Annotated in this window: 18 protein-coding genes; 7 read left to right on the top strand and 11 right to left on the bottom strand. The window is 43.6% G+C overall.

What is annotated here, in order from left to right; all coding sequences use genetic code 11:
- The first annotated feature begins 2 nt into the window (after positions 1-2).
- The 4 genes from ACO06Y_RS18130 (at position 3) to ACO06Y_RS18115 (ending at position 6,113) form a co-directional block, all read left to right on the top strand.
- Positions 3-1,508 carry a DUF1501 domain-containing protein gene (locus tag ACO06Y_RS18130; RefSeq protein WP_422080426.1) on the top strand — a complete coding sequence of 502 codons (1,506 nt, stop codon included), beginning with the start codon at positions 3-5 and terminating at the stop codon, positions 1,506-1,508.
- Positions 1,509-1,548: 40 nt separating this feature from the next.
- Positions 1,549-2,655, top strand: a complete 1,107-nt coding sequence (locus tag ACO06Y_RS18125; protein ID WP_422080425.1) for a twin-arginine translocation signal domain-containing protein — start codon at positions 1,549-1,551, stop codon at positions 2,653-2,655.
- 88 nt (positions 2,656-2,743) lie between these two features.
- A complete protein-coding gene (locus tag ACO06Y_RS18120) occupies positions 2,744-4,432 on the top strand; it encodes a sulfatase (protein ID WP_422080424.1) in 1,689 nt (562 codons plus the stop codon).
- On the top strand, positions 4,413-6,113 hold the full coding sequence (locus ACO06Y_RS18115; protein ID WP_422080423.1) for a sulfatase-like hydrolase/transferase: 1,701 nt from the start codon (positions 4,413-4,415) through the stop codon (positions 6,111-6,113). Before ACO06Y_RS18120 ends, ACO06Y_RS18115 begins: the two co-directional genes overlap by 20 nt.
- Positions 6,114-6,154: 41 nt before the next feature.
- Here ACO06Y_RS18115 and ACO06Y_RS18110 read toward each other — a convergent pair whose 3' ends face one another.
- The 11 genes from ACO06Y_RS18110 to ACO06Y_RS18060 all read right to left on the bottom strand — a co-directional run bounded on the left by ACO06Y_RS18110 (position 6,155) and on the right by ACO06Y_RS18060 (position 20,561).
- Positions 6,155-7,534, bottom strand: a complete 1,380-nt coding sequence (locus tag ACO06Y_RS18110; protein ID WP_422080422.1) for a glycoside hydrolase family 28 protein — start codon at positions 7,532-7,534, stop codon at positions 6,155-6,157.
- Positions 7,535-7,544: 10 nt separating this feature from the next.
- Positions 7,545-8,966: a sulfatase-like hydrolase/transferase gene (locus tag ACO06Y_RS18105; protein WP_422080421.1), complete on the bottom strand. Its 1,422-nt coding sequence runs from the start codon at positions 8,964-8,966 to the stop codon at positions 7,545-7,547.
- Positions 8,967-9,055: 89 nt separating this feature from the next.
- Positions 9,056-10,384, bottom strand: coding sequence for an L-fucose:H+ symporter permease (gene fucP / locus ACO06Y_RS18100; protein ID WP_422080420.1), 1,329 nt, complete (start codon positions 10,382-10,384; stop codon positions 9,056-9,058).
- Between the two features lie 68 nt (positions 10,385-10,452).
- Positions 10,453-11,244: an SDR family oxidoreductase gene (locus ACO06Y_RS18095; protein ID WP_422080419.1), complete on the bottom strand. Its 792-nt coding sequence runs from the start codon at positions 11,242-11,244 to the stop codon at positions 10,453-10,455.
- 6 nt (positions 11,245-11,250) lie between these two features.
- Positions 11,251-12,081: an amidohydrolase family protein gene (locus tag ACO06Y_RS18090; protein WP_422080418.1), complete on the bottom strand. Its 831-nt coding sequence runs from the start codon at positions 12,079-12,081 to the stop codon at positions 11,251-11,253.
- A 1-nt stretch (position 12,082) separates the two neighbouring features.
- The gene (locus ACO06Y_RS18085) at positions 12,083-13,627 is read right to left on the bottom strand and encodes an alpha-L-fucosidase (RefSeq protein ID WP_422080417.1); all 1,545 of its coding nucleotides are present in this window, start codon (positions 13,625-13,627) and stop codon (positions 12,083-12,085) included.
- 128 nt (positions 13,628-13,755) lie between these two features.
- Positions 13,756-15,195, bottom strand: coding sequence for a tagaturonate reductase (locus ACO06Y_RS18080; protein WP_422080416.1), 1,440 nt, complete (start codon positions 15,193-15,195; stop codon positions 13,756-13,758).
- An 11-nt stretch (positions 15,196-15,206) separates the two neighbouring features.
- A complete protein-coding gene (locus ACO06Y_RS18075; RefSeq protein WP_422080415.1) occupies positions 15,207-16,859 on the bottom strand; it encodes a UxaA family hydrolase in 1,653 nt (550 codons plus the stop codon).
- Positions 16,860-16,886: 27 nt separating this feature from the next.
- Positions 16,887-17,906 carry a zinc-binding alcohol dehydrogenase family protein gene (locus tag ACO06Y_RS18070; protein ID WP_422080414.1) on the bottom strand — a complete coding sequence of 340 codons (1,020 nt, stop codon included), beginning with the start codon at positions 17,904-17,906 and terminating at the stop codon, positions 16,887-16,889.
- 92 nt (positions 17,907-17,998) lie between these two features.
- Positions 17,999-19,552, bottom strand: a complete 1,554-nt coding sequence (locus tag ACO06Y_RS18065; RefSeq protein ID WP_422080413.1) for an alpha-L-fucosidase — start codon at positions 19,550-19,552, stop codon at positions 17,999-18,001.
- Positions 19,553-19,712: 160 nt separating this feature from the next.
- The gene (locus tag ACO06Y_RS18060) at positions 19,713-20,561 is read right to left on the bottom strand and encodes an AraC family transcriptional regulator (protein WP_422080412.1); all 849 of its coding nucleotides are present in this window, start codon (positions 20,559-20,561) and stop codon (positions 19,713-19,715) included.
- Between the two features lie 234 nt (positions 20,562-20,795).
- Here ACO06Y_RS18060 and ACO06Y_RS18055 point away from each other — a divergent pair, with 234 nt between their 5' ends.
- From ACO06Y_RS18055 to ACO06Y_RS18045, 3 genes are read left to right on the top strand one after another with little or no spacing between them, the layout of a single operon-like run.
- On the top strand, positions 20,796-21,959 hold the full coding sequence (locus tag ACO06Y_RS18055) for a cytochrome P450 (RefSeq protein WP_422080411.1): 1,164 nt from the start codon (positions 20,796-20,798) through the stop codon (positions 21,957-21,959).
- Between the two features lie 9 nt (positions 21,960-21,968).
- A complete protein-coding gene (locus ACO06Y_RS18050; RefSeq protein ID WP_422080410.1) occupies positions 21,969-22,277 on the top strand; it encodes a 2Fe-2S iron-sulfur cluster-binding protein in 309 nt (102 codons plus the stop codon).
- Positions 22,278-22,291: 14 nt separating this feature from the next.
- Positions 22,292-23,548 carry an NAD(P)/FAD-dependent oxidoreductase gene (locus ACO06Y_RS18045; protein WP_422080409.1) on the top strand — a complete coding sequence of 419 codons (1,257 nt, stop codon included), beginning with the start codon at positions 22,292-22,294 and terminating at the stop codon, positions 23,546-23,548.
- Positions 23,549-23,568: the final 20 nt, after the last annotated feature.

Genomic DNA, 23,568 nt, shown 5'->3' with positions numbered 1-23,568 from the left:
TTATGTGTCACCATCACGACATTTTAAAATCGAACAATAAGGATCTACAACAAGTAGAACACCAATGGGATAGAAGGAATTTTTTGACCAAGACCTCCTTGGGCTTGGGAGCCTTGGCCCTGGGTTCCCTTTTAAATACCGAAAAGGCCTTTGGCGCAATAGCCGGTTCAGGCCAGGCAAGTACAAACGTATTCAATAGGAACGGATTGGGACTTCCCCATCATTTGCCCAAAGCCAAACGTATCGTTTACCTTTTCCAGAGCGGTGGACCTTCCCAACTGGATATGTTCGATTACAAACCCAAATTGAGGGATATGTTCGGGAAGGACTTACCGGATTCCGTACGACAAGGACAACGTCTTACGGCGATGAGTGCCGAACAGACTACTTTTCCGATCGCACCATCGATTATGGATTTTAAACAGTATGGGGAATCACGGGCCTGGGTGAGTGAATTGATGCCGTATACCGCCGAAGTGGTCGATGATCTTTGCTTTATAAAATCGATGCAGACGGATGCCATTAATCATGATCCGGCCATCACTTTTCTCCAGACCGGAAGTCAATTACCCGGCAGGCCATCCATAGGGGCATGGCTGAGTTATGGGCTTGGATCGGACAATGATAATCTACCCACTTTTATTACTTTGATCACCAAAGGCATGGGTGGGCAACCTTTGTATTCACGCCTATGGGGCAATGGGTTTTTGCCAACGGAACACCAAGGTGTACAATTCCGATCAGGTAAGGATCCCGTATTGTATTTAAGTGATCCGAAAAACTATGACGGTAATGACCGAAGAAAAATGTTGGATTATTTGGGCAAACTTAACGAATTGCAACATGATGCCTACGGGGATCCCGAGATAATGGCCCGAATGACACAATATGAAATGGCCTTTCGGATGCAAACCTCGGTACCGGAAGTGACCGATATTTCCGATGAGCCGGATTACATTTTTGATATGTACGGGAAGGACAGTAGGGATCCGGGTACCTATGCCGCCAATTGTCTTATGGCCCGAAAATTATTGGAAAAAGATGTAAAGTTTGTACAATTATATCATCAGGGATGGGATCAGCATATTGGTTGTCCTGGAGGAGTCCGCAATCAATGTAAGCTCACCGATCGGGCCAATGCCGCTTTGATAAAGGATTTGAAGCAACGGGGAATGCTGGAGGATACCTTGGTAATCTGGGGCGGGGAGTTTGGACGTACCGTATATTCCCAGGGGCAACTGACCACTGAAAATTATGGACGTGACCATCACCCGAAAGCATTTACCATGTGGATGGCGGGTGCCGGGGTAAAGCCAGGGTTCACCTATGGGGAAACGGACGATTTTAGTTATAATGTGGTAAAAGACCCAGTACACGTGCATGATTTTCATGCTACATTGATGCACCTTTTTGGTATTGACCATGAAAGATTGACCTTTAAACATCAAGGTAGACGTTACCGCCTCACCGATGTGCATGGCCACGTAGTAAAGGACCTATTGGCCTAAAGAAGTGTCCTATCAACCTAAACCAAACAATGACCCAATAATGGATAGCAGAAGAAATTTCTTGAAAAAAACCGCAATCGCAAGTACGGCGATGGCCACCCTTCCTTCTTTTTCATTTGGAATCGTAAAAAATAGAATGCCGGAAGATGAGATAATCGGGCATGGGGATTTTAGATACAAGGTTCATAAGGATTGGGCCAAAATGACCGTGGGTCATAATCCTATCCTTAATTGCCATGAAATGCAAATGGACAGCAAAGGCCGGTTAATCATGTTAGGGGACCATACGGACAATAATATTCTGGTCTTTGATAAATCGGGAAAACTTTTGGATTACTGGGGTACAAGATATCCGGGGGGCCATGGATTGACCTTGCATGATGAAGGGGGAGAGGATATGCTCTACATCGTGGATTGTGGATGGTTTCAAGACAGGACCGGAAAGTGGGCCAAACAGTCAGGTACGGTAAGCAAGACCACAGTAGAGGGCAGATTATTGTTTATGTTACCAGATCCGCGCACTATTGGGGTGTACTCAAAAGATCAGGATTACCTTCCCACCGAAACGGCAATAGGTCCCAACGGTGATATCTATGTTGCGGATGGCTATGGCTCCGATTATATATTACAATTCGATGCCAAGGGGGAGTTCATTAGAAAATGGGGCGGCCATGACCATGAGGACGAAAACTTGAACTTAAGAAACGCCCATGGCATAACCGTGGATTATCGCGACAAGAAAAATCCGGTCTTGATTGTTACGTCCCGGGCCACCAATAGTTTCAAATTTTTCACCTTGGATGGGCAATATATCAAAACGGTGGAACTGCCCGGCGCATTTGTCTGTAGGCCGGTCATGGACGATTCCAACATCTATTCCGGTGTATGTTGGTCCCAGACCCGGGAAGGAAAGGATTACGTGAGGGATACCGGTTTTGTGACTATTTTGGACGAGGACAATAAAGTGGTCTCCAATCCTGGTGGGGAAGCACCCCACTATAAAAATGGCAAGTTGCAAAAAATGTATCAGTCAAAAACCCCTATTTTTAATCACGGACATGATGTGTGTATAGATGGGGACAAAAATGTATATGTCTGCCAATGGAACGCACACCATACACCTCCGATAAAATTGAAGCGGGTCTAATTTTTTGATCATTTGTTATGGATTATTGTGCATGACTTTCGTGTAACTCTTCGGTATTCCCTATTTTTAGGTAGTAAAATATAGCCTAATGTCACTTTTTCTTAGAAGCCTGTCCTTCCGAATTTGTATTCTTTTCTCCATCTTGATTTTGGCCTGTACCACCAAGGAAACGTCCCAAGAGGAACAGAGGCCCAACATAATTTTCATCATGTCCGATGACCATACGACACAGGCATTGGGGGTCTATGGTAGTCGATTGGCCGGCTTGGATCCAACGCCCAATCTGGACAGGATTGCAAAAGAGGGGATGATTTTCGATAACTGCTTTGTGAACAATTCCATTTGTGTACCCAGTAGAGCAGCTATTATTACAGGGCAAAGGGCACAGACCAATGGTGTAATCGACCTCGAAGGGCATATAGATCCGGAAAGACAGTATTTGCCGAAAGAGATGAAAAAATTGGGATATCATACGGCGATAGTAGGGAAATGGCATTTAAAAAAGGAACCCGAAGCTTTTGATTTTTATCAGGTATTGCCCTCCCAAGGAAAGTATTTCGATCCGGAATTTCGTGTGCGCGGTGATGAGCCCTGGCCGGAAAATATGGTTAGGACCCAAGGGCATTCCTCGGATAAGATCATGGACATCACGCTGGACTATTTAAAAAACCGAAGGAATCCCGATAAACCGTTTTTTCTGATGCACCATTTTAAGGCACCGCATGACGATTTTGAATACGCCCCTAGGTATGAAGATTATTTGGCGGAGACCTTTATTCCCGAACCGGAAAACTTGTATGACAATGGAAATAGCGGTTCGATCGCTACACGAGGAAAGAACGATTCCTTAACCCGTATTATAGGCTCTTCGGTATCACATCGGAACCTGATCCGGAACCAGGCCATGAATATTTACTGGAACGATAGCACGGTCTACAGAAATTATAGGGAAGCTAGGGATATCAAACCTGAGGAGTTTGTACAATGGGAGATGGATCCGGTGGAAAAGAAATATGCCAGCAAAGTGTACCAGGATTACCTAAAGAAATACTTGCGCTGTGTTAAAGGTGTTGATGATAACATCCAACGCTTATTGGACTATTTGAAGGAGGAAGGCTTGCTGGAAAACACAATTATCGTCTATACCGGAGATCAAGGTTTTATGTTGGGCGAGCATGACTATATCGATAAACGATGGATGTATGAAGAATCCATGCGCATGCCCTTTTTCGTACGTTATCCAAAATCCATAAAAGGCGGGGTTAGGACCGACGCCATAATCAATAATACGGATTTTGCACCGACCCTGATAGAATTGGCCGGTGGCAAGACACCCAATTACATGCAGGGAAAAAGCTTTAAATCCATTTTAGAAACAGGGGAGGAGCCGGAGGATTGGCAAAAGGCTACCTATTACCGGTATTGGATGCACTTGGCCCATAAGCATCAGAATCCGGCCCATTTTGGTATCCGCACCAAGGATTATAAATTGATTTTCTTTTATGGGAAATATTGGGTGGACACGGACGACCCCAATGCCACTTGGAACAAAAAGAGTTGGGGAAACGATTTCGCAAACCATACACCTCCGGCTTGGGAATTCTATGATTTGAAAAGGGATCCCAAAGAGATGAACAATGCATATAGCGACCCCGAATATGCTGAAGTCATTGCGGACCTTAAACTACAATTGATAAAACTACGGGAGGACTTAAACGAAACTGATGCGGACTATCCGCATATTCAAAAGGTTATTGATGCGCATTGGGAAGATTGAACATTTTAAAAACGCTTTAGGCTTCATTCTTAGTATTGTCTTTTTCAATGCCATTGGGACATTGACTACATTCGGTCAAGAAAGGCCAAATTTTGTTTTTATCCTAACGGATGACCAGTCCTATGGCTATATGGGCTGTACAGGTAACCCAATTGTAAAGACACCTCATTTGGATGGCTTGGCCAATGAGGGAGTCCTATTTACCAATGCCCATATTACGAGTGCTATTTGTACACCCAGCCGTGCCAGTATTTTAACGAGCCAGTTCGAACGGAAACATGGGATTAACTTCAATTCCGGTACCAGTATGGCAGAAGATGCCTGGAAGCAGACCTATCCCATGATTATGCGTAGGAATGGCTACTATACGGGTTGGATCGGAAAAAACCATGTACCCGTCGGGGAGGGAGGTTACGACAGCGGTATTATGGAAAGGAGCTTTGATTATTGGTATGCCGGTCATGGTCATTTAGGCTTTTATCCAAAGGAACGTCACAGGATTTTTGATGGAGCTAAATCGGAAACCCAAGTGGAAGTTCTTGAAGAAGGGGTATATGATTTTCTGTCCAACGAAGAAAAACTTGAGGGAGCCTTGACGTTTGTTTCTGAAAGGCCAAAGAACCAGCCTTTTATGCTGTCGGTCTGCTTTAATCTTCCACATACTGCAGGTACCTCGACCATGGAAATGAGGGAGACGGACGATACTATGTATAAATCCTTATATCGCGATATCCAGATGCCACTTCCCGAAAATTATGTGGCCAAAAAAGATATAAAAATCCCGAAACTTCCCCCTGCCATACATAGGGCCGAAGATCGGCAAACTTCATATGCGTATGTAGACACGCCCGCTGAGACCAAAGAGCAATATACAAGGCAATTACAGGCCATGACAGGAATCGACCGTCTTGTGGGACGGTTACGCAAAATGCTAAGGGAACAGAACTTGGACAAGAATACTATTATTGTGTTTACTTCGGACCATGGTCTTTTTATGGGACAATTCGGCCTAGGAGGTAAGGCCTTGTGCTATGAGGTAACCACACATGTTCCCTTGATTATTTATGACCCGACCTCAAAAAAATCGGGAAGAGGAAAAAAATCGAACGCGCTGGTTCAAAGTATCGATATCGCCCCTACACTACTTTCCATGGCCGGTTTTTCTATCCCGGACAGTTATCAAGGAAGAGATTTGACCGATGTTCTATCAGGGAAGGAAGCTTCTGTTCGGAACTATCTGTATACGGAAAACCTATGGTCTACGCACTTTGGCAATCCCAGATGTGAGTCCGTACAAAATAAGGGATGGAAATATATCCGTTATTATAAAAATGAGAACTTCTCCGCTCTTAAAAAAATAGAAACGGCCCAAGAAATGGGTATTCCTCCGGCCAAAATGCTTTATAAGGTACATGACTCGGATATAGCCATTTATCGCAATTATGTAGAGAGTCCATTGCAAGGAGAAGCTGCAGTATACGAAGAACTTTTTGATTTAAGCACGGATCCCGATGAGACCACCAACCTGTCCAATGAAGCCCTATACGCTACAAAGCTTGCTGAGATGCGGGCTGTATGGAAAAAGGAAATTCAATATGCCAGGGGCAAAGGTTTCCCTAAAGTGGTACGATATACCGCCGATAGCGAAGTGGAAAGAAGTTTTGGCGTTGAACCAAAGTAGTTTCTGAACCATTGACCAGGGTTTTGTTCGACCTTTTAGAACTAGAACTCAGCGGGATTTCCGTTTATTGTGATATTGTCAATTGTGGCTCTTCGAACATCATCAAGGATTACGGGTTTACGAGCATCCTCGGTTATGGTTTTTATACTGATGTTATCCAAGGTAAGGCCATAGATATGTCTTGCGTAGATTCCTGAAGCAGGTAAGGTGCCGACCAGACTAAATTCAGGCCACCAACCGTTGAGCACTTCTTGGGTATATTCGTTCAGGTCCGTTTTTTGCGCGTCTTCCTCGGTACCCCCTCCCGATATCGTAAACTGAACATCCCTGATGGTAATATCCTCAATATAATATCCTGGAAAACCAGTAAGAAAAAAAGCGGAATTCTTATCCAGCTTTGAGTTATCCACAACAATGTTACTAAAAATAAAATTATGCATGCTATGTAAAGGCTCAAGTTCGTCCTCAGGTGTTTCCACGGAAGCCCTTTGCTGTGTAAACGTCATAAAAATAGGTCGTGGTACATTTTCCATGACCAAGTTGGAAAAGACCATGTTTTTCATTTCACCTCCTTCGTTCTGTTGTATTTTCAGCCCGGAATCATCGATGTCCTTAAACGTACAATTGGTCACGGCAACCGACTCGATATTGCCTCTGGAAAGCAGCCCTATCCGCATTCCTCCCCATTTTGTACTGAAATGACAATTACTTATGGTGATGTTCTTGCAGGGCTTATCCGGTCGTGAAGCTTGTAAGCATATACTATCATCACTGTTGTCAAAGTTGCTGTTGGTTACCCGAACATTGGTACATCCGTCAAAGTCCAGACCGTCACCGTTGTTATTGACCCGGCTGATTATGGTAATACCGCTGACACTAATATTGTTGCAGTACAGCCATGCAGAGGTCCAAGCTGCGGGGTTGATAAGGGTAATATCATTGAGATGAACGTCCTCACAATTCAAAAACCGAATAAGCATGGGACGACCTTCGCTGAAATTTTTCCGATGGCCATTGCCATCAATTGTTCCATAACCTTCAATGGCCATGGACTTGGCATCTTTGGCAAAAATGAGACATCGGTTCATATGGGGCTCGTTCTTGTACATGTTTTTATACGTATCCGTCGTATAGTCATCGTAATTGGGACTCCCTAGTAAAGTTGTACCATTGGCCACATGAAGGGTTACATTATCCTTTAGATAAATGGTACCGGTCATATAAGTACCACCTCCCTTCAACAAAACGGTTCCACCACCATTTTGTGTGCATTCGTTTATGGCAGTTTGGATGGCAACGGTATTCAAGGTAGTTCCATCACCGATTGCGCCGTAGTCCGAAACATCATACGTTTGCCCGAAGAGCGATTTTGGGACTAACGCGAGACTTAAAATCAAAAGATAGTTGAAATATGGTTTCATACGAATGCGTTTAAAAGTTGGTCCAGAACTTATCCTCCCATTGTAACCCCTTTTTTCTGTGTGTTCTTAAGCGCCGTCTCAAATCTTCCAATGTCCCGGCATAGTTGCTTTCTTTGCTGAGGTCATTGGTTTCATAAGGATCGTTTTGAATATCGAACAATTGGGTATAGCGCCTACCCTGTACCACATATTCTATCAATTTAAAACGTTCGTTGCGCAACGCTCTTTGCGTGTGGGTATAACCAAAATAAAGCTCTTTCCTGATTGGAACGGTAGTGGAATCCTGTATGGATTTTACCAAACTTTTGCCTTTGACGGAATTGGGAACTTCCGTTCCGGTAAGCTCACAGATCGTTGGGAAAATATCAAAAGTATAGCATAAGGTATTTCGCTTTTCATTTTTGGGAATTCCCGGACCGTTAAAAACTAAGGGAACATGTATACCACCATCCTCGTATAGATTTTGTTTTCCAAAAAGACCATGGCTCCCCATGCCCAAGCCACTATCCGAGGCGAAAACAATAATGGTATTATCCCGTATACCCTTTTGTTCCAATGTCTGCAGCACTTTTCCAATTTGGTCGTCCATATGGGTAATTATGGCATAATAGTCCGCCAGCTGTTTTTTGGTGTCAAGTTTCGTTCTTGGATAGGGTGCCAATTTCTCGTCCCGAATATATAGATCCCCATTATCGAACGGATGCATCGATTTGAAATTGACGGGTAGCTTTATTTCCTCTATAGGGTACATTTCATGATATTCGACCGGGGCGTTTCGGGTATCATGTGGAGCGTGAAAGGGGAGATACAGTAAAAAAGGATCTTTTTTATCGTATCCCTCCAAGAAGTTTATAGCCGCTTTGGCAAAAATTTCACTGGAATGTGGCCCGATATGATGCAAATTCTCATCGGGATTTAACTTAACGTCGTGTTCTTTTCCATCAACGAAATACAAATGCGCTCTATCATAGGCGCCATCTTCCCTAAAGTCTTGGTAGGGCATTCTAAAATGGGGCACATAATATCCGTTGGAAAGTCCGTATAGTTTGGCACCCGCCTTAAAACCCCTCATAGAGGCTTCCGGACCGTTATGGGATTTTCCCGTAATAAAAGTGAAATAACCTGTATTTCCAAGAGCTGTAGGCAATGAAACCATACTTTCCGGAAAGTAATGCCCGTTGCCATCAGGTAGATCAAACACCCCTCTGCCCGTCAATAATTGCGCTCGACTTGGAGCACAGACCGCACCGGAATTGGCCCCTTGGATATAGGCATTGCTGAAGGTGGTACCGCTGTTGATCAGGGCATCGATGTTAGGGGTCCTTACTTGACCATTGCCCAAAGCCCCTATGGCGTCATAGCGATGGTCATCCGTAAAAATGATAAGAATATTGGGCCGGTCTTTGGTGTTGTTGGGTGGATATGCCTGCACACTCCATGGAATAACCCAACAAAACAGAAGGCTGTAAAAAAGAGATGGTAGGCGCATTGTGCCGATCAAGCCGAATCCCCCTGGAGTTCTCATCCTTCTTTTTGATGGTAGATCTTATAGGTCCTATGGCCATAGATAGCTACAACTAAAAGGCATAGCAACGAAAGCACAAAAGAAAAACGCATTTCGGTTACCCCGAGAAACGTAACATCTTCATAACCAAACCCTCCAAAATCGAGCATATATCCTTGTAAATAAGGTAACAAGGCTCCACCAACAATGGCCATGACCAAAAATGCCGCTCCAAACTTGGCATCCTCACCTTGACCTTCAAGGGCAATCCCATAGATTGTGGGAAACATGATGGACATGAACAAGGAGGTGGCTACCAAAGAATAAATACCCAACATACCGGGCAGAAAAATAGCCCCGACCAGAGTGAGCATTCCACCTATTCCGAAGAACATCAACAATTTGCCGGAATCTATTTTACTCATTAAGGCCGTACCGATAGTTCTACCCGTAAGGAAAACCACATATCCGGCCAATCCGTACCAAACCGCGGATTTGGCATCGATACCCAAAGTCTCCGCATACTGGTAAACAAAGGTCCAACACATAATCTGGGCACCTACATAAAAAGCTTGGGCAACGACGCCAAAGGCAAATTTAGGTTGCTTCCATAACCTTCGTACGGAATCCATAAAGTTGACCTTGGTTTCCTGATGTTTGTTCTGTGGCATTTTAATCACACTGATCAGGATAAAGAAGAAAGCAACCACTATACCTAAAATGACATAGGGATTTCGGATGATTTCAAGATCGGAAGTTCTAATGACCGCTTTGGCACTTTCTGATAAGGTGTCAAAAATAGGGGTGCCATCAGCATTGGTGTCATCGGATTGTAGGGCACCTAGCACGAAATTTTGGGCTATCAACAAACCTGTGATGGATCCCACAGGGTTAAACATTTGGGCAAAGTTCAAACGTTGGGTGGCCGTTTCCTCGGCACCCATAGATAGGATATAGGGATTAGAGGTCGTTTCCAAAAAGGCCAGCCCAAAAGTCAAGATGTAAAGGGCCGCTAAAAAGAAGCCATAACTTTCCTTTGCCGCAGCAGGATAAAACAATAGGGCACCAACAGCGTATAAGACCAAGCCCAATAACACTCCCTTTTTATAGGAAAAACGATTTACAAATAAGGCTGCGGGAATGGCCATGGTAAAATAACCACCATAGAATGCCAATTGCACCAAAGATGCCTGTGTATTGCTCAGCTCCAATACCTTTTGGAAACCTCGAACCATGGGATTGGTCATATCATTGGCCAAGCCCCATAAGGCAAAGAGGGAGGTAATCAAAATAAAAGGGATGAGTACCGATTTTGATACTACAGGTATTTTTTGGGTCGTATTCATAATTGGGTGGTTTAGTGGTTTTTATTTGATATGTTCATTTGGTTTATGGCCTATGGCCTATTTTCCTATTATTCCGTCAACAGTGCCCGATCCAAATGTACATATCCGCCATCGACGGTGATAAACTGTCCCGTGGTATGCGATGATTTTTCAGAGATGGTAAACAAACAGAGATCCGCAATTTCCTGTGGGGTGGTCATCCGATTTTCCAAAGGAATTTTTTTGATTATGGATTTCAATTTCTCTTCGCCATTTTCCAAAGTTTTTATCCAGGAATCATAGGCCGGGGTCCAGCTTTCCGCAATAATAATGGCGTTGGAACGGATACCTTCTTTGATCAGATCAACGGCCCACTCGCGGGTCAACCCCAAAACCCCACCTTTTGCCGCAGCATAGCCCGAAGTATTTCCCTGCCCGGTCAATGCCACTTTGGATCCGATATTTAAGATATTCCCTTTTACCTTTTTGATATAGGGCAGGCAATATTTGGTCATGGCAAAAAAACTGACCAAGTTTAATTTCAAGGAATACATAAAGTCGTCAATGGAGGCATCCAAACCGGCCCCGTCATTAACGCCAACATTATTGATCAAAGCATCTACACGTCCGTATTTATCCCCTATAGTTTTTGCAGCACTTTCTATTTGTGCGGAATCCGACAAATCGGTCTTTACAAAAATGGAATCGATACCTCTTTTCTGCAAATCGGACTCATAACCATAGCCACGGTCATTACGACAAACTATAACAGGTATGGCCCCTTCATTGGCCAAGGCCTGGACAATGGTTTCACCTATGCTACCTTTTAGACCGGCTGCCCCGGTGACCACTACTACCTTGTTTTTTAAGCCTAAATCCATTTACTCTTATTTTAAATTATAAAACTGTATTGCGTTCAAACCCATAATGGCGGCCTGCTCGGTGAGGCTAAGTTTGGAAATGAAATCGGTTACTAATTTTTTTACTTGCCCGTAAGTGCCCGCGACGAGACAGACCGGCCAATCCGAACCGTACATAAGTTTAGAGGGGCGAAAAGCCTCGAGTACTAAATCCATATAAGGAGTTATCTGTTCCGGAGTCCAAGAGGTATATCCCGATTCGGTTATCATTCCCGATAGTTTGCAGTGGACGTTTTCATATTTGGCAATCTCGGTCATCAGAACCGACCAACCCTCATAAAAGCCATCTTTAATGTACGGCTTGGCAATATGGTCTATGACAAATTTTTGGTGCGGGAACCGTTTTACAAATTCCAAAGCGGCACCAAGCTGGTGTGGAAAAATAAGTATGTCATAGGTATAATCGTATTTTTCCAAAAATGAGACGCCACGTAAAAAATCGGCCCTCAATAAAAAATTGTGATCGGGTTCTCCTTGGACGATATGCCGAAAGCCCTTGACCTTTTCGTGTTGCTTGTATTCCTCAAGGACTTCGTCGACATTGTCCCCACGTAAGTCGACCCACCCCACAACGCCCTTGATGAACGAATGCTTTTCCGCCAGCCATAATAGAAAATTGGTCTCTTCCAAGGTTTGGTCCGCTTGTACGGCCACACAACCGTCCACACCGTTTTCCTCATAGGTCTTTTTTAGGTCGGACGGCATAAAATCCCTTCGGATAGCCGACATACTTTCATCTATCCATGAATGTTTTACAGGTTCGTACTTCCAAAAATGTTGATGTGCGTCAATAGTCATTTTATTGGGATATGGTTACTTTGATTACGGTTGCCAATTCGTCCAATTGTTTCGTAGGTGTTTTAAGTGTCAGCCCCTTTTCCTCATCATAATTCCAAACGATTTTCTCATCACTCCCCAGAACGGAGACATTTTCGATAGTGGGCACGTCCAAAATACTTTTTTTGGCGAAGGATTTTAGGGTGAGTTCCTTGGCTGGCTCAACAGAGCCCAGAACAATGCCATAAATAGTATAGTCCTTCGTGGTATAACGAATGTCCTCATTGGAATAGGTAAGTTTCATAAAGGCTTGATGATTCTCAAAATGACCTTCGGGCTCTTTGGTAGGACCTTCGCCAAAAGTATACCATGCTTCGGTATCATAAATGGCCTCCCCATATCTTTTGAGCCAATCGCCCATCTGTAATAAACCATCTTTTTGATTATCGGGAATAGTACCATCCGATTTTGGGGAAACGTTCAAGAGAAGCACTCCATTTTTACTTACAATATCAATCAGCATATGGAGTACATCCTTGGCCGGCTTTACGCCAAGATTCTCGGTATAGCACCAACTGCCGTTGCTGATCGTGGCATCGGTCATCCAGATTTTTGTACCTATTTCATTTTTTCTGGCCTGTTCCAAATCCTCCACGCTCATGCTCAAGGGAAGGTCGTGCTGCTTTCGAACAACGACCACCTCTTGGTCTTTTTCTTTGGCTTCATTTAAATAGTAGGCCGCGAAATCCTTGCGATACTCCTGTGGAATATTTCCCAAAACATAATCGAACCAAATGATATCCGGATGATAGTTGTCTACGACTTCCTTAAGCTTGCCCAGCCAGACTTCCTTATACCATTTTTCATGTTCCATGTTTCCATACATCAATTGCAGATCCGGGTCGTTGGAACTTGGCGGCATCCCTTCAAAGTAGGGATAATGGCTCAATGGTTCTTCCTTTCCCAATTCCGTACTACGCTGTAGATTTTTTGCATGGTGAAAGGCAGTAATGAATTTCATGTCCTTGCCTTTGATTGCTTTTTCCAACTCTCCGGTGATATCACGTTTTGGTCCGGTGTCCATTACATCCCAAGGTGTAATTTTACTGTCCCACATGGCATATCCGTCATGATGCTCCGCCACAGGGCCTGCGAATTTGGCCCCGGCGTCCTTAAATAGTTGGGCCCATGAATCGGCATCGAACTTTTCAGCCTTGAACATAGGTGCAAAATCGTGATATCCGAATTCCGAGGGCTCACCGTATTTTTCTACATGATGCTTGTAGATTTCGTTGTCCTTAAAATGCATCCAACGCGGGTACCATTCGTTTTTGAATGCCGGTACCGAATAGAGGCCCCAGTGGAAATAGATGCCCAATTTTGCATTTTTGAACCATTCGGGCGATTCGTTGTGCTTCCCAAGAGAGGCCCAATCCTGAGTATATTCTTGTTTTTCAACAGTTAGGGCATCCTTTAGTGCGGTGGGATCCGTTTCCTTTTTTCCTACACAGCCCAATACCCCGATTGCAACGAGAAAGGTGAAAATCTTGATTTTTGAACTTTTCATTTATTTGAATTTATTGCTTAATCGGACCTATGCACTATTTGCCAAGTTGATAGAGACATTTTTAAACTTTTGTATGAAAACCCTACTCCCCAATCCATGTTTCCTATAGTCTCAAGGGTATTCTATAATTACGATTTAAGGTGCGATGTCAAGGCCGTTACCATTCCATGGGTAACGATATCTTGTAAACTGCTTTCCACAGCTTCCGGTAACCCGTTAAATTCGGTAAGATCTTTTCCCCAAAAAGATGTATTCATCAACGTATTTTTGGTAATTGAGGTGATGTCTCCCGAAGCCCATTGGGATTTAAAAAAATCCAGAACCGCATTGTCGTCCTTTAAAGGAATGGATGCTTCATTTCTTTCCCCCTTATAAAAAGCGATTAATGCGGCCAGTGAGAACAATAACCTTTTGGGAAGCTCATTGTTTCGCTTAATATACTCCAAGATCGACGGTAATACCCTGGTCTTGAATTTGGAAACCGAATTCAATGAAATGCTTAGCAAGGCATGTTCCAAATAGGGATTTCTAAATCTATCCAGAACGTCATTCGCAAACTGATCCAATTCTTCCTTGGGTAAATCCAAAGTAGGGCAGATTTCATTGAAAATAGCGTCCTTAAGGAAAGTACCTACCGTAGGATCCTCCAAGGATTCCCGAACTTTATCTATTCCATATAAGTAGCCCACCGGCACCAATGAGGTATGGGCACCGTTTAATATTCGTACCTTTCGGGTACGATAGGGTTCCATATTATCCGTAAAAACAACGTTCAATCCACATTCCTTGGCCGGAAATTCCTGTTGTATGGATTCCGGCCCTTCTATGACCCATAGATGAAACTGTTCTCCTTCCACGATCAGATTATCCTTATATCCAAGGTCTTGGGTCAAGGGTTCTATTTTATCCCTCGGGTAGCCGGGGACGATCCGGTCTACCAAGGTATTGCAAAAGATATTGGCTTCTTCTATCCAATTGATGAATTCATTGCCTAAACCCCAATCGTCGGCGTGCTGTAAAACAATCCTTTTCAAATTATCCCCATTTCTATCGATTAGCTCACAGGGGATTAGGATAAGGCCCTTGTCGGGATTTCCTTCAAAGGCTTGAAACCTTCGATACAAAAGTGCGGCCAACTTACCCGGGAAACTCCTTTGAGGGGTGTCTTCCAATCTGTCCGTTTCGGAATATGCTATTCCCGCCTCGGTGGTGTTGGAAATGATAAACCGCAAATCGGGATTATTTGCGTTGGTCAGGTAATCGCTATAATTCTCATAAGGATTTATCCCTCTTTGGATACAATCTATGACCTGGTGCTCACTAACGGCCTTTCCATCCTTAATACCATTCAAATAAAGGGTATACAGTCCGTCCTGATCGTTGAGCATTTGTACCAAACCTTGTTCTATTGGCTGTACAACCACGACTCCTGTGTCAAAATCAGCTTTTTGGTTCATTTCATCGATCATCCAGTCGGCAAATGCCCTAAGAAAGTTTCCTTCTCCAAATTGCAGTATTCTTTCCGTATAGGAGCTTCCGGAAAATGTGCTTCTATTCAATGCATTCATTTACATACTCTTTATAGGGAAATTCCCCTTTTCCATGGAATGAAATCTTCTTGGCCCAAACGAACCGCAGCAGGGACAACCTCTCCACTGGCAACCTCAATAATGTATTCCAAAAGTTCCTCGCCTACACTTTCAATGGTATCCTCACCTGTGATGATACTTCCCGTGTTAAAATCGATGATATCCTTCATACGCTCGCTCAGGGTATTGTTACTGGATATTTTGATTACCGGGGCTACAGGGTTTCCGGTGGGTGTCCCTAATCCTGTGGTGAAACAGATAACATTGCAACCTGAGCCTGCAAGACCTGTGGTACTTTCAACATCGTTCCCCGGAGTACACAATAGGTTTAGCCCCTTTTTGGTTACTTTTTCAGTATAGTCCAGGACATCCGTTACCGGCGAAGTACCCCCTTTTTTTGCAGCCCCCGCGGATTTCATGGCATCGGTTATCAATCCATCTTTAATGTTTCCCGGAGAGGGATTGTTCTTAAAACCGGATCCCAAAGCAACGGCCTTGGCAGAATAGGAATCCATCAATTCCGCAAACTTTTTGGCATTTTCCGGTGTTTCGCATCGGTTGATAAGTTCTTGTTCCACACCATTGAGTTCTGGAAATTCGGAGAGCACCGTGGTTCCGTTCAGGGCGACCAATAAATCCGATGCATATCCCAAGGCCGGGTTAGCGGATATTCCAGAAAAGCCATCCGAACCGCCACATTCCAACCCTAAGACCAAATGGTGCAACGGAGCGGGCTTTCGTTCCGTTTTGTTGGCCTCGATCAACCCCAGAAAAGTCTTTTTGACAGCTTCTTCGATAAAATGACGTTCGCTCTCGCTTTTTTGCTGCTCTAGTATATATAGAGGTTTTGAAAAGTTGGGACTATTTTTTTCAATAGCTTCCTCCAACAACTTCACTTCTGCGTTCTGGCAGCCCAAGCTTAGTACTGTTGCACCGGCCACATTGGGATTGGTAATATATCCGGCCAAAAGATTACAAAGCGTATCGGAATCCAGACGGAATCCACCACATCCACCTTCGTGGGTTAAAAATTTAATCCCGTCCACGTTCGGGAAGGTACGTGTTCGTTTTACATCTTCCGGGGTTTTCATGATTTCCGCGGCTAGCAGATCATCTGTAGAAGCTCCCTTTTTGTACTGATTTATAAGTGTTTGGGTATCCACAATGAAATCAGTGGTGGTATGATAACCCAGGGATTTGGACAGAGAGGATTTTAACACCTCCACATTTCGGTTCTCACAAAAGACCATAGGAATGACCAGCCAATAATTGGCGGTGCCCACACTTCCATCGGCTCTGTGGTAACCGTTAAAAGTCCGATCCTTCCATTTGGAGATGTCCGGGGCGTTCCAGCTTATCTTTTCCTTGCCCACCGCATATTCGTAAGAAGCGTGAACCACATTTTCCGTAGTGATGGTCTCTCCTTGGGCGATAGGTTTTATGGCCTTGGCCACCAAAGTGCCATACATAAAGATTTCATCTCCTACCTGTAGGTTCTGGGTCGCAAACTTATGTTTCGCCTTGGTCTCACCTGTCAGGTGAAACGGACTGCCATTATGTTCGATTGCGGTACCTTTTGGCAAATCGGTCAGGGCCGCTAAAATATTATCCTTGGGGTGAATCTGTATAAAGGTGTTTGACATAAACTCAATTCAATAATCTGTTATTCTTCAAGATTGAAAATCCACGGTGGCCTTGATTACGCCATTTTCAGGATCAAGCCAGCTATCAAAATGGGCTATCATATCACCATAGCCTACGTTATGGGTAACAAAGGAATCGATGGGAAATTCATCTTTTTCCAAGATGGAAATTACATATTCAAAATCTTCCAGAGTGGCATTTCTGCTGCACAATATCGTAGTTTCCTTGGCATGGATGGCAGGATGTGTAAAAGTAAGTTCTCCTTTGGAAAGGCCCACCAAGACATACTTCCCTCCATGGGCCATATAATCCGGACCGGATTCCAAGGCTCCCTTATGGCCTGTAGCGTCAAAAACAACGGTGGCCATATCCCCTTTTGTGATTTCGGAAACTTTTTGGATCGCATCGGGTCCACCTAATAGTATATGATCGATACCTATTTTCTCTTGGGCGTAATCCAGTCGTTGTTGATTCATATCAACAGCGATTACGCGGGCCCCCGCAATTTGGGCCAATTTCATAATGCCAATACCAATGGGCCCACAGCCCACCACAACAATGGTTTCGCCGCTCTCTAGTTGAGACCTTCTAATGGCATGTGCACCTATCGCCAAAGGTTCTACTATGGCCATTTGGTCGTCGCTTAAGTTTTGTGCCGGTATCAAAAGATCTATCGGAACGGAAATGCGTTCTTGCATACCACCATCCGTATGGATGCCCAGAACCTTAATATTGGTACAGCAATTGGTTTTACCATTTCTACAGGCCACACATTTTTTGCAGCTTATATAAGGCATGATCACCACATTATCACCCGATTTTATCCCCTGCGGATTATCATCGATTTCAACAACCTGTGTTGCCAATTCATGTCCTAAGATCCTCGGATACGTAAAAAATGCCTGATTGCCCGTATAGGCATGTAAATCTGTACCACAGATACCTACTTTCTTAACTTTAAGAAGTGCTTCTCCGATTTTCTTCTTAGGTTCGTCCTTTTCCTTTAGGATAAACTCACCTGGCTTTTCACAAACAATATAATCCATTTCTGGGTTTAAAATTCAACATCGAAAAGAGCGCACCAAATGGGCGCGCTCCGAAATTAAAAAAAACTAACTCAATTAGCTATTTTATCTGCCTATATCCTAATTTCCAAAACATGGGCAAAGTCCCCGGTTTTCTCTCCCATATTGGAAACCAAAAGACCTTCCTTGGTTTGATTGAAATCCAACTTGGAGCTACTTCCCAAAAGACGCACACTCTTAATATCCAAATTCTTGGCATATCCACTATCCGAACCCAAAGTTTTTATATTGATTTTTCCATCCGAAGGCCAATCCAACATAATAGCATATAACTTGCCCTCCTTTTGGGTAAAGCGGATGTCCTCGGCGGTGAACCCTTCCTTAACATTATGCTCGGACATATAGCCCCCTATCACCTTGGTAGGACCCTCCCCAAAGGTTTTCCAGTGATCGGTATTGTAAATGGCTTCTCCATTTGTCTTTAACCATTTCCCTATTTGCAACAAAGTTTCCTTTTGATCTTCAGGGATGGTTCCGTCTGGCTTGGGACCAACGTTGAGCAACAAGTTTCCATTTTTTGAAACAATATCTACCAGATCATCCACAAGGCTATTGGCCGTTTTGGCCTCTTCGTTGGTTACATAGCCCCAAGAGTTTTTTCCAATCGAGGTATCCGTTTGCCACGGCAATTTGCGAATACCCGGAAGTTTTCCACGTTCAAGGTCATAGATTACGGTACCTTCGGGAAAAGCTTCATGGTAGAGGTTTTTATCGTTTATCACTACTTCTTTGCCCCATTCGATACCTTTATTGTAGTAGTAGGCCGCTATCTTTGGTCGATACGCTTCAAAATCGGGAATATCCAAATAGAAATCGAACCAAAGAATATCAGGTTGATAGTTATCTATCAAATCAACGGTGCGATCCCACCAAAGATCCTTAAATTCATCTGATACCGGTTCGGTAACATCTTTTCCTTTTTTGGAATACAGATCCGCATATTCCGGATCAACAGTATCAAAATGGTCCTTTTTATTGTAAAATGACCAGTTGAACGCATAATGTGATGATGCCCCCATAATGAGCCCCTGCTTTCTTCCTTCTTTAAAAAGTTCGCCCAGTACATCGCGTTTTGGTCCCATATTCATGGCATTCCAGCGCGTGGTGTTGGATTTATACATGGCAAAACCGTCATGATGGTCGGCAACTGGGATTACATACTTGGCCCCGGCCTTTTTAAAAAGATCGATCCAGCTTACCGGGTCGAATTTTTCCGCTTTGAACATAGGGATGAAATCCTTGTAGCCAAATGTTTTTTGATCGCCCCACTTCTTTTTATGATGTAGGTAAATTTCGGTGGGCCCATTGCCCAAGTTTTTAAGTTGTGCCGAAAAATTGGCGGTGTCCATATACATCTGCCTTGGATACCATTCCGAACCATAGGCCGGTACCGAATAGCTCCCCCAATGAATGAAAATCCCGAACTTACTATCGTTGAACCATTCCGGATCCTTATAGTTCTTTTTAATCGACTCCCAATTTGGCTCAAAAACTGGGATTTGATTAGTTGAGGACGATTGGGCTACCTGTTTTTCATTTTTGCCATCACAAGAAAAAAGTATTGAAATTATAAGAATGGGACCAAAAAAATGTTTTGAAATCTTCATATAAAGAAAGTTGGTTAGTCAGCACTTTGGCCGTTAAAGCTAAGCTAAATTGAAGTTTTTGATGGGAAACCGAAATACCTTATGTTCAAATGAGTGCAACAAATGGTTATTTGTACATGTTTGTAGCCTATTTATTACAAGTACATTGATCCTGGGTGCTTTACCGAGTTGAGCTCGGGGAAAATTTTTTCTGGTACGCCAAAGGTGAAGACCCCATTATTTTTTTGAATTGTCTATAGAAAAAAGGAAGACTTTCATAACCACAGGCAAAACCGATCTGCGAAATGGAGTAATCCGTATCCAACAACATACGTGCGGCCATATTGATACGATATTCGTTGAGGAAGGTAAAAAAAGGACGCCCCATCATTTTACTGAAAAAACGGGAAAAGGACTGTTCGGACATATTTACCAGTCCGGCTAATTCCCTGAGATAGATTTTCCGATTGAAATGCATACCTACAAAATCGTGGACCTTTGTCATACGGCTACCGTATTCGGTCGGGATATCATCGGTAAAACTGGCCTCGGAAAGTGTCTCGTATTTGCATTTTGATAGTGCAATCAACAAAGTCAATAATCCAATATACAGATCATGACCTTGCAGTTGGGGCAGTTCCTTAAACGATCTAATCAAAGGGGCGGTTTCTTTTTTATCAAAAATAATTCCCCTGGAAGCAGTTCTCAACATTTTAAAAATTGGGGCCAACTCGGGTATTCTTACAAATATACCTTTGTCCCATTGCACTACTACCGATTTGGATTGTCCGTCCCTCTGCACTTGATTTTTCCAGCAATGTGGCAGATTGGAACGGACCAGTACCAATTCACCAGGCTCGTAGGGACCTACATAATCACCAATGAATTTGGTCCCCACACTTTCTTCAATATAGGTCAACTCATGTTGTGGATGAAAATGCCAGGGGGTTTCAAAATTTTTCTTAGCAAAGCAGAATCCCGTTATAGTTCTTCGTTGATCCAAATGGATGGGTTCTAAAATGGGTTTCATTACCGGATTTTATAATAATAGAAGGATAACACGACTTACTTTGGCACTGGACCATGTAGATTACCTAAAACAATAATGAAGCTACATTACTACTTTATTTTGTCTTCAAAACATGAAAATACAAATAATTTAAACAGAATAGTTTACTTATTGGTCAAAAAAGGAGAAGTATTCCCCTAATTTTCTGGCAATTTTTGTAGCAGAGGTATAACGATAACGATTAAAGAAAGTAAAATGGAAAAAAGTGAACTACAAGATCCTTTTGAGGAAGCCCGTGTAAATAGGGGCTATGGCGAAATGAACGATCAAGAAGATCCGGTAGTCATGCTTTTACGTCATAAGGATGTACGCAAGTCGGCCCATAACTACAAAACTTTTATGTCCGGGGCGACCCCAGGGCGAATCGTAGTTCCATCCGAGGTCAATATACGGGATACACGTCAGGTTCCTTTTGAAATGGATCCCCCGGCACATGGCAAATTCAGGGCACTTGTGGAACCTTGGTTCAAGAGGCCACTACAATCGGAGTATCAAGAGCAATTGAAGGAGCAAATATACACGGCGATCGATACTGTACTTTCAAAGGACACGGTAGAGGCAGTCAATGAATTTTCCTTGCCCGTACAATCACACGCATTAACGCTTTTGTTGAATATACCTTTCTCGGAGGCCGAGACCTGGATTTCTTGGGGCACCCATGTTTTTCGAAGCGAGGAAACAGCGCTTGACGGTGATAAGGCGGCCATTCTTTATGACTATATCGATGAACAAATTGAACGTGCCATCCAACATCCGGGGGAGGACCTTTACTCTGTTTTATTGGCATCTGAGGTAGAGGGTAGGAAGTTAACGAAAGAAGAGGTCAAGGGCGTAATGATCCTTACCTTTGCCGGTGGACGGGATACGGTCATCAATGCTGTAACGAATTCCATTGCTTATTTTGCGGAACATCCCGAATCACTTGAACGGCTACGCAACGAACCGGAAATTATAGGTAATGCAGTAGAGGAGTTGATGCGTTATTTCTCGCCTTTAACACAAATGGGACGTGTGGTGACCGAGGACACACAGGTATGCGAGCATGCCATCAAAGCCGATAGCCGTATATCCTTGTGTTGGGCATCGGCCAATAGGGATGCTTCGGTATTCGAAAAGCCTAATGAAGTAGTGCTGGATCGTAAAATCAATCCTCATGTAAGCTTTGGTTTTAGTCATCATAACTGCTTGGGGGCAACCCATGCCCGTCAAATCATGAAAACGCTACTTACCGCATTGGCGGAAAAGGTAGATTCAATTGACATCTTGGACTACAAGGAAAATATAGAGGATTTGGACGAGTTCCAACGAAAAGTAGGGTATGAACGAATCAATGTAAAATTCAATCGTTTAATGAAATAGCAAGCACCTATGGCAAAAATTACATTTATCACCAGCGATAACGAAACCCATATTGTAGAGGGCGATTCCGGTTCGGTTATGGAACTGGCGGTCAAGAACGGTATCAAGGGTATTGATGGGGACTGTGGTGGGGTATGTTCCTGCGCAACCTGTCACGTCCATGTTTCGCCCGAGGATATGCCCAAGACCGGTGAGGCAAGTGAGATTGAAAAAGATATGTTGGAATTGGATGATAACGCCGATGCGTACAGCCGTTTAGGTTGTCAATTGTCGGTAAGTGAAGCCTTAGATGGTATAGTATTGCGCGTAGCCAAATGATTAGTTCCTAACCCATGGTCGCAAATAGTTCCAATAACGAGATATGTGTAGTCCTGGGAGCCAGCCATGCCGGAGTGAATTTTGCATTCTCGCTGCGTCGGGAAGGCTGGAACGGTGCCATTATATTGTTTGATTCAGATCCGGAGCTGCCGTACCACAGACCGCCCTTGTCCAAAACCTATTTGACGAATGGGGACGACATAGAAAAAAACCTGTTAAAACCAGCTGAAAGTTATAAGAAAGAAGGGATAAGCCTACGTCTTGGTACTACCGTCTCCACCATTAATAGAGAAGCACATACCATTACCTTGGAAGATGGGGATGTCCAACCCTATGACAAATTGGTAATCGCCACAGGTGCCCGTCCGATTATTCCCCCAATTCCCAGCATTGATACTTCCAAAAATGTTTTTCCGATACGCACTGCGAAGGACATCACCCATATTCGTTCGGCTTTAGAGCAAAGTGAGGATAATCGGATAGTTATTGTTGGAGGAGGTTATATAGGGCTGGAGGCGGCGGCATCATTGAAAAAAATAGGAGCCCACGTAACGGTTTTGGAACGTGAAGAACGTGTTCTGGCCCGTGTAACGGCTCCTGAAATGTCGCATTTCTTTCAAGAGTTACATACCGAAAATGGAGTTCCGATCTTAACGGCTAAAGATGTGAAGGCCATCGAAACCCAAAAAAAATACTATGAAGTTCTTTGTACCGACGGGTCACGTTATAAGGCGGATATCATTTTAATAGGCTGTGGTATTCGGGTAAACAAGGAGCTGGCCGAGGAGGCGGGATTGGATATCGAAAACGGAATTCGCGTAAATTCCATGGCCTGTACAAATGACACGGATATTTATGCCATAGGTGATTGTACATTTCATTATAATCCGCACTATGATCGTTTTATTCGTCTGGAATGTGTACAAAATGCTGTAGACCAGGCTAAAGTGGCGGCAGCGGCTATTTGTGGAAAGGAACCCATTTATGATGCAATACCTTGGTTTTGGTCCGATCAATATGACATAAAACTGCAAATGGTAGGTCTTTCGGAGGGATACGACCGAGTTTTGGTGCGCAAGGAGTCAAATCGTGACAAATGCTTTTCGATTTGGTATTTCAAGGGTGATACGTTATTGGCGGTAGATGCCGTGAATAATGCCAAGGCCTATGTCTATGGTACCAAATTCATTAAAAGTGGTGAGAAAATTGATACATCCAAACTGGTGGATTCCTCTATTGAGTTTAAGCCGGCCAACCTTTTGGCAGAATAATTTTTTGTTTACCCAAAATT

This window comes from Ulvibacterium sp., from assembly GCF_965228935.1.
GTDB lineage: Bacteria > Bacteroidota > Bacteroidia > Flavobacteriales > Flavobacteriaceae > Ulvibacterium.
This window is presented reverse-complemented; position numbering and strand designations above follow the sequence as displayed.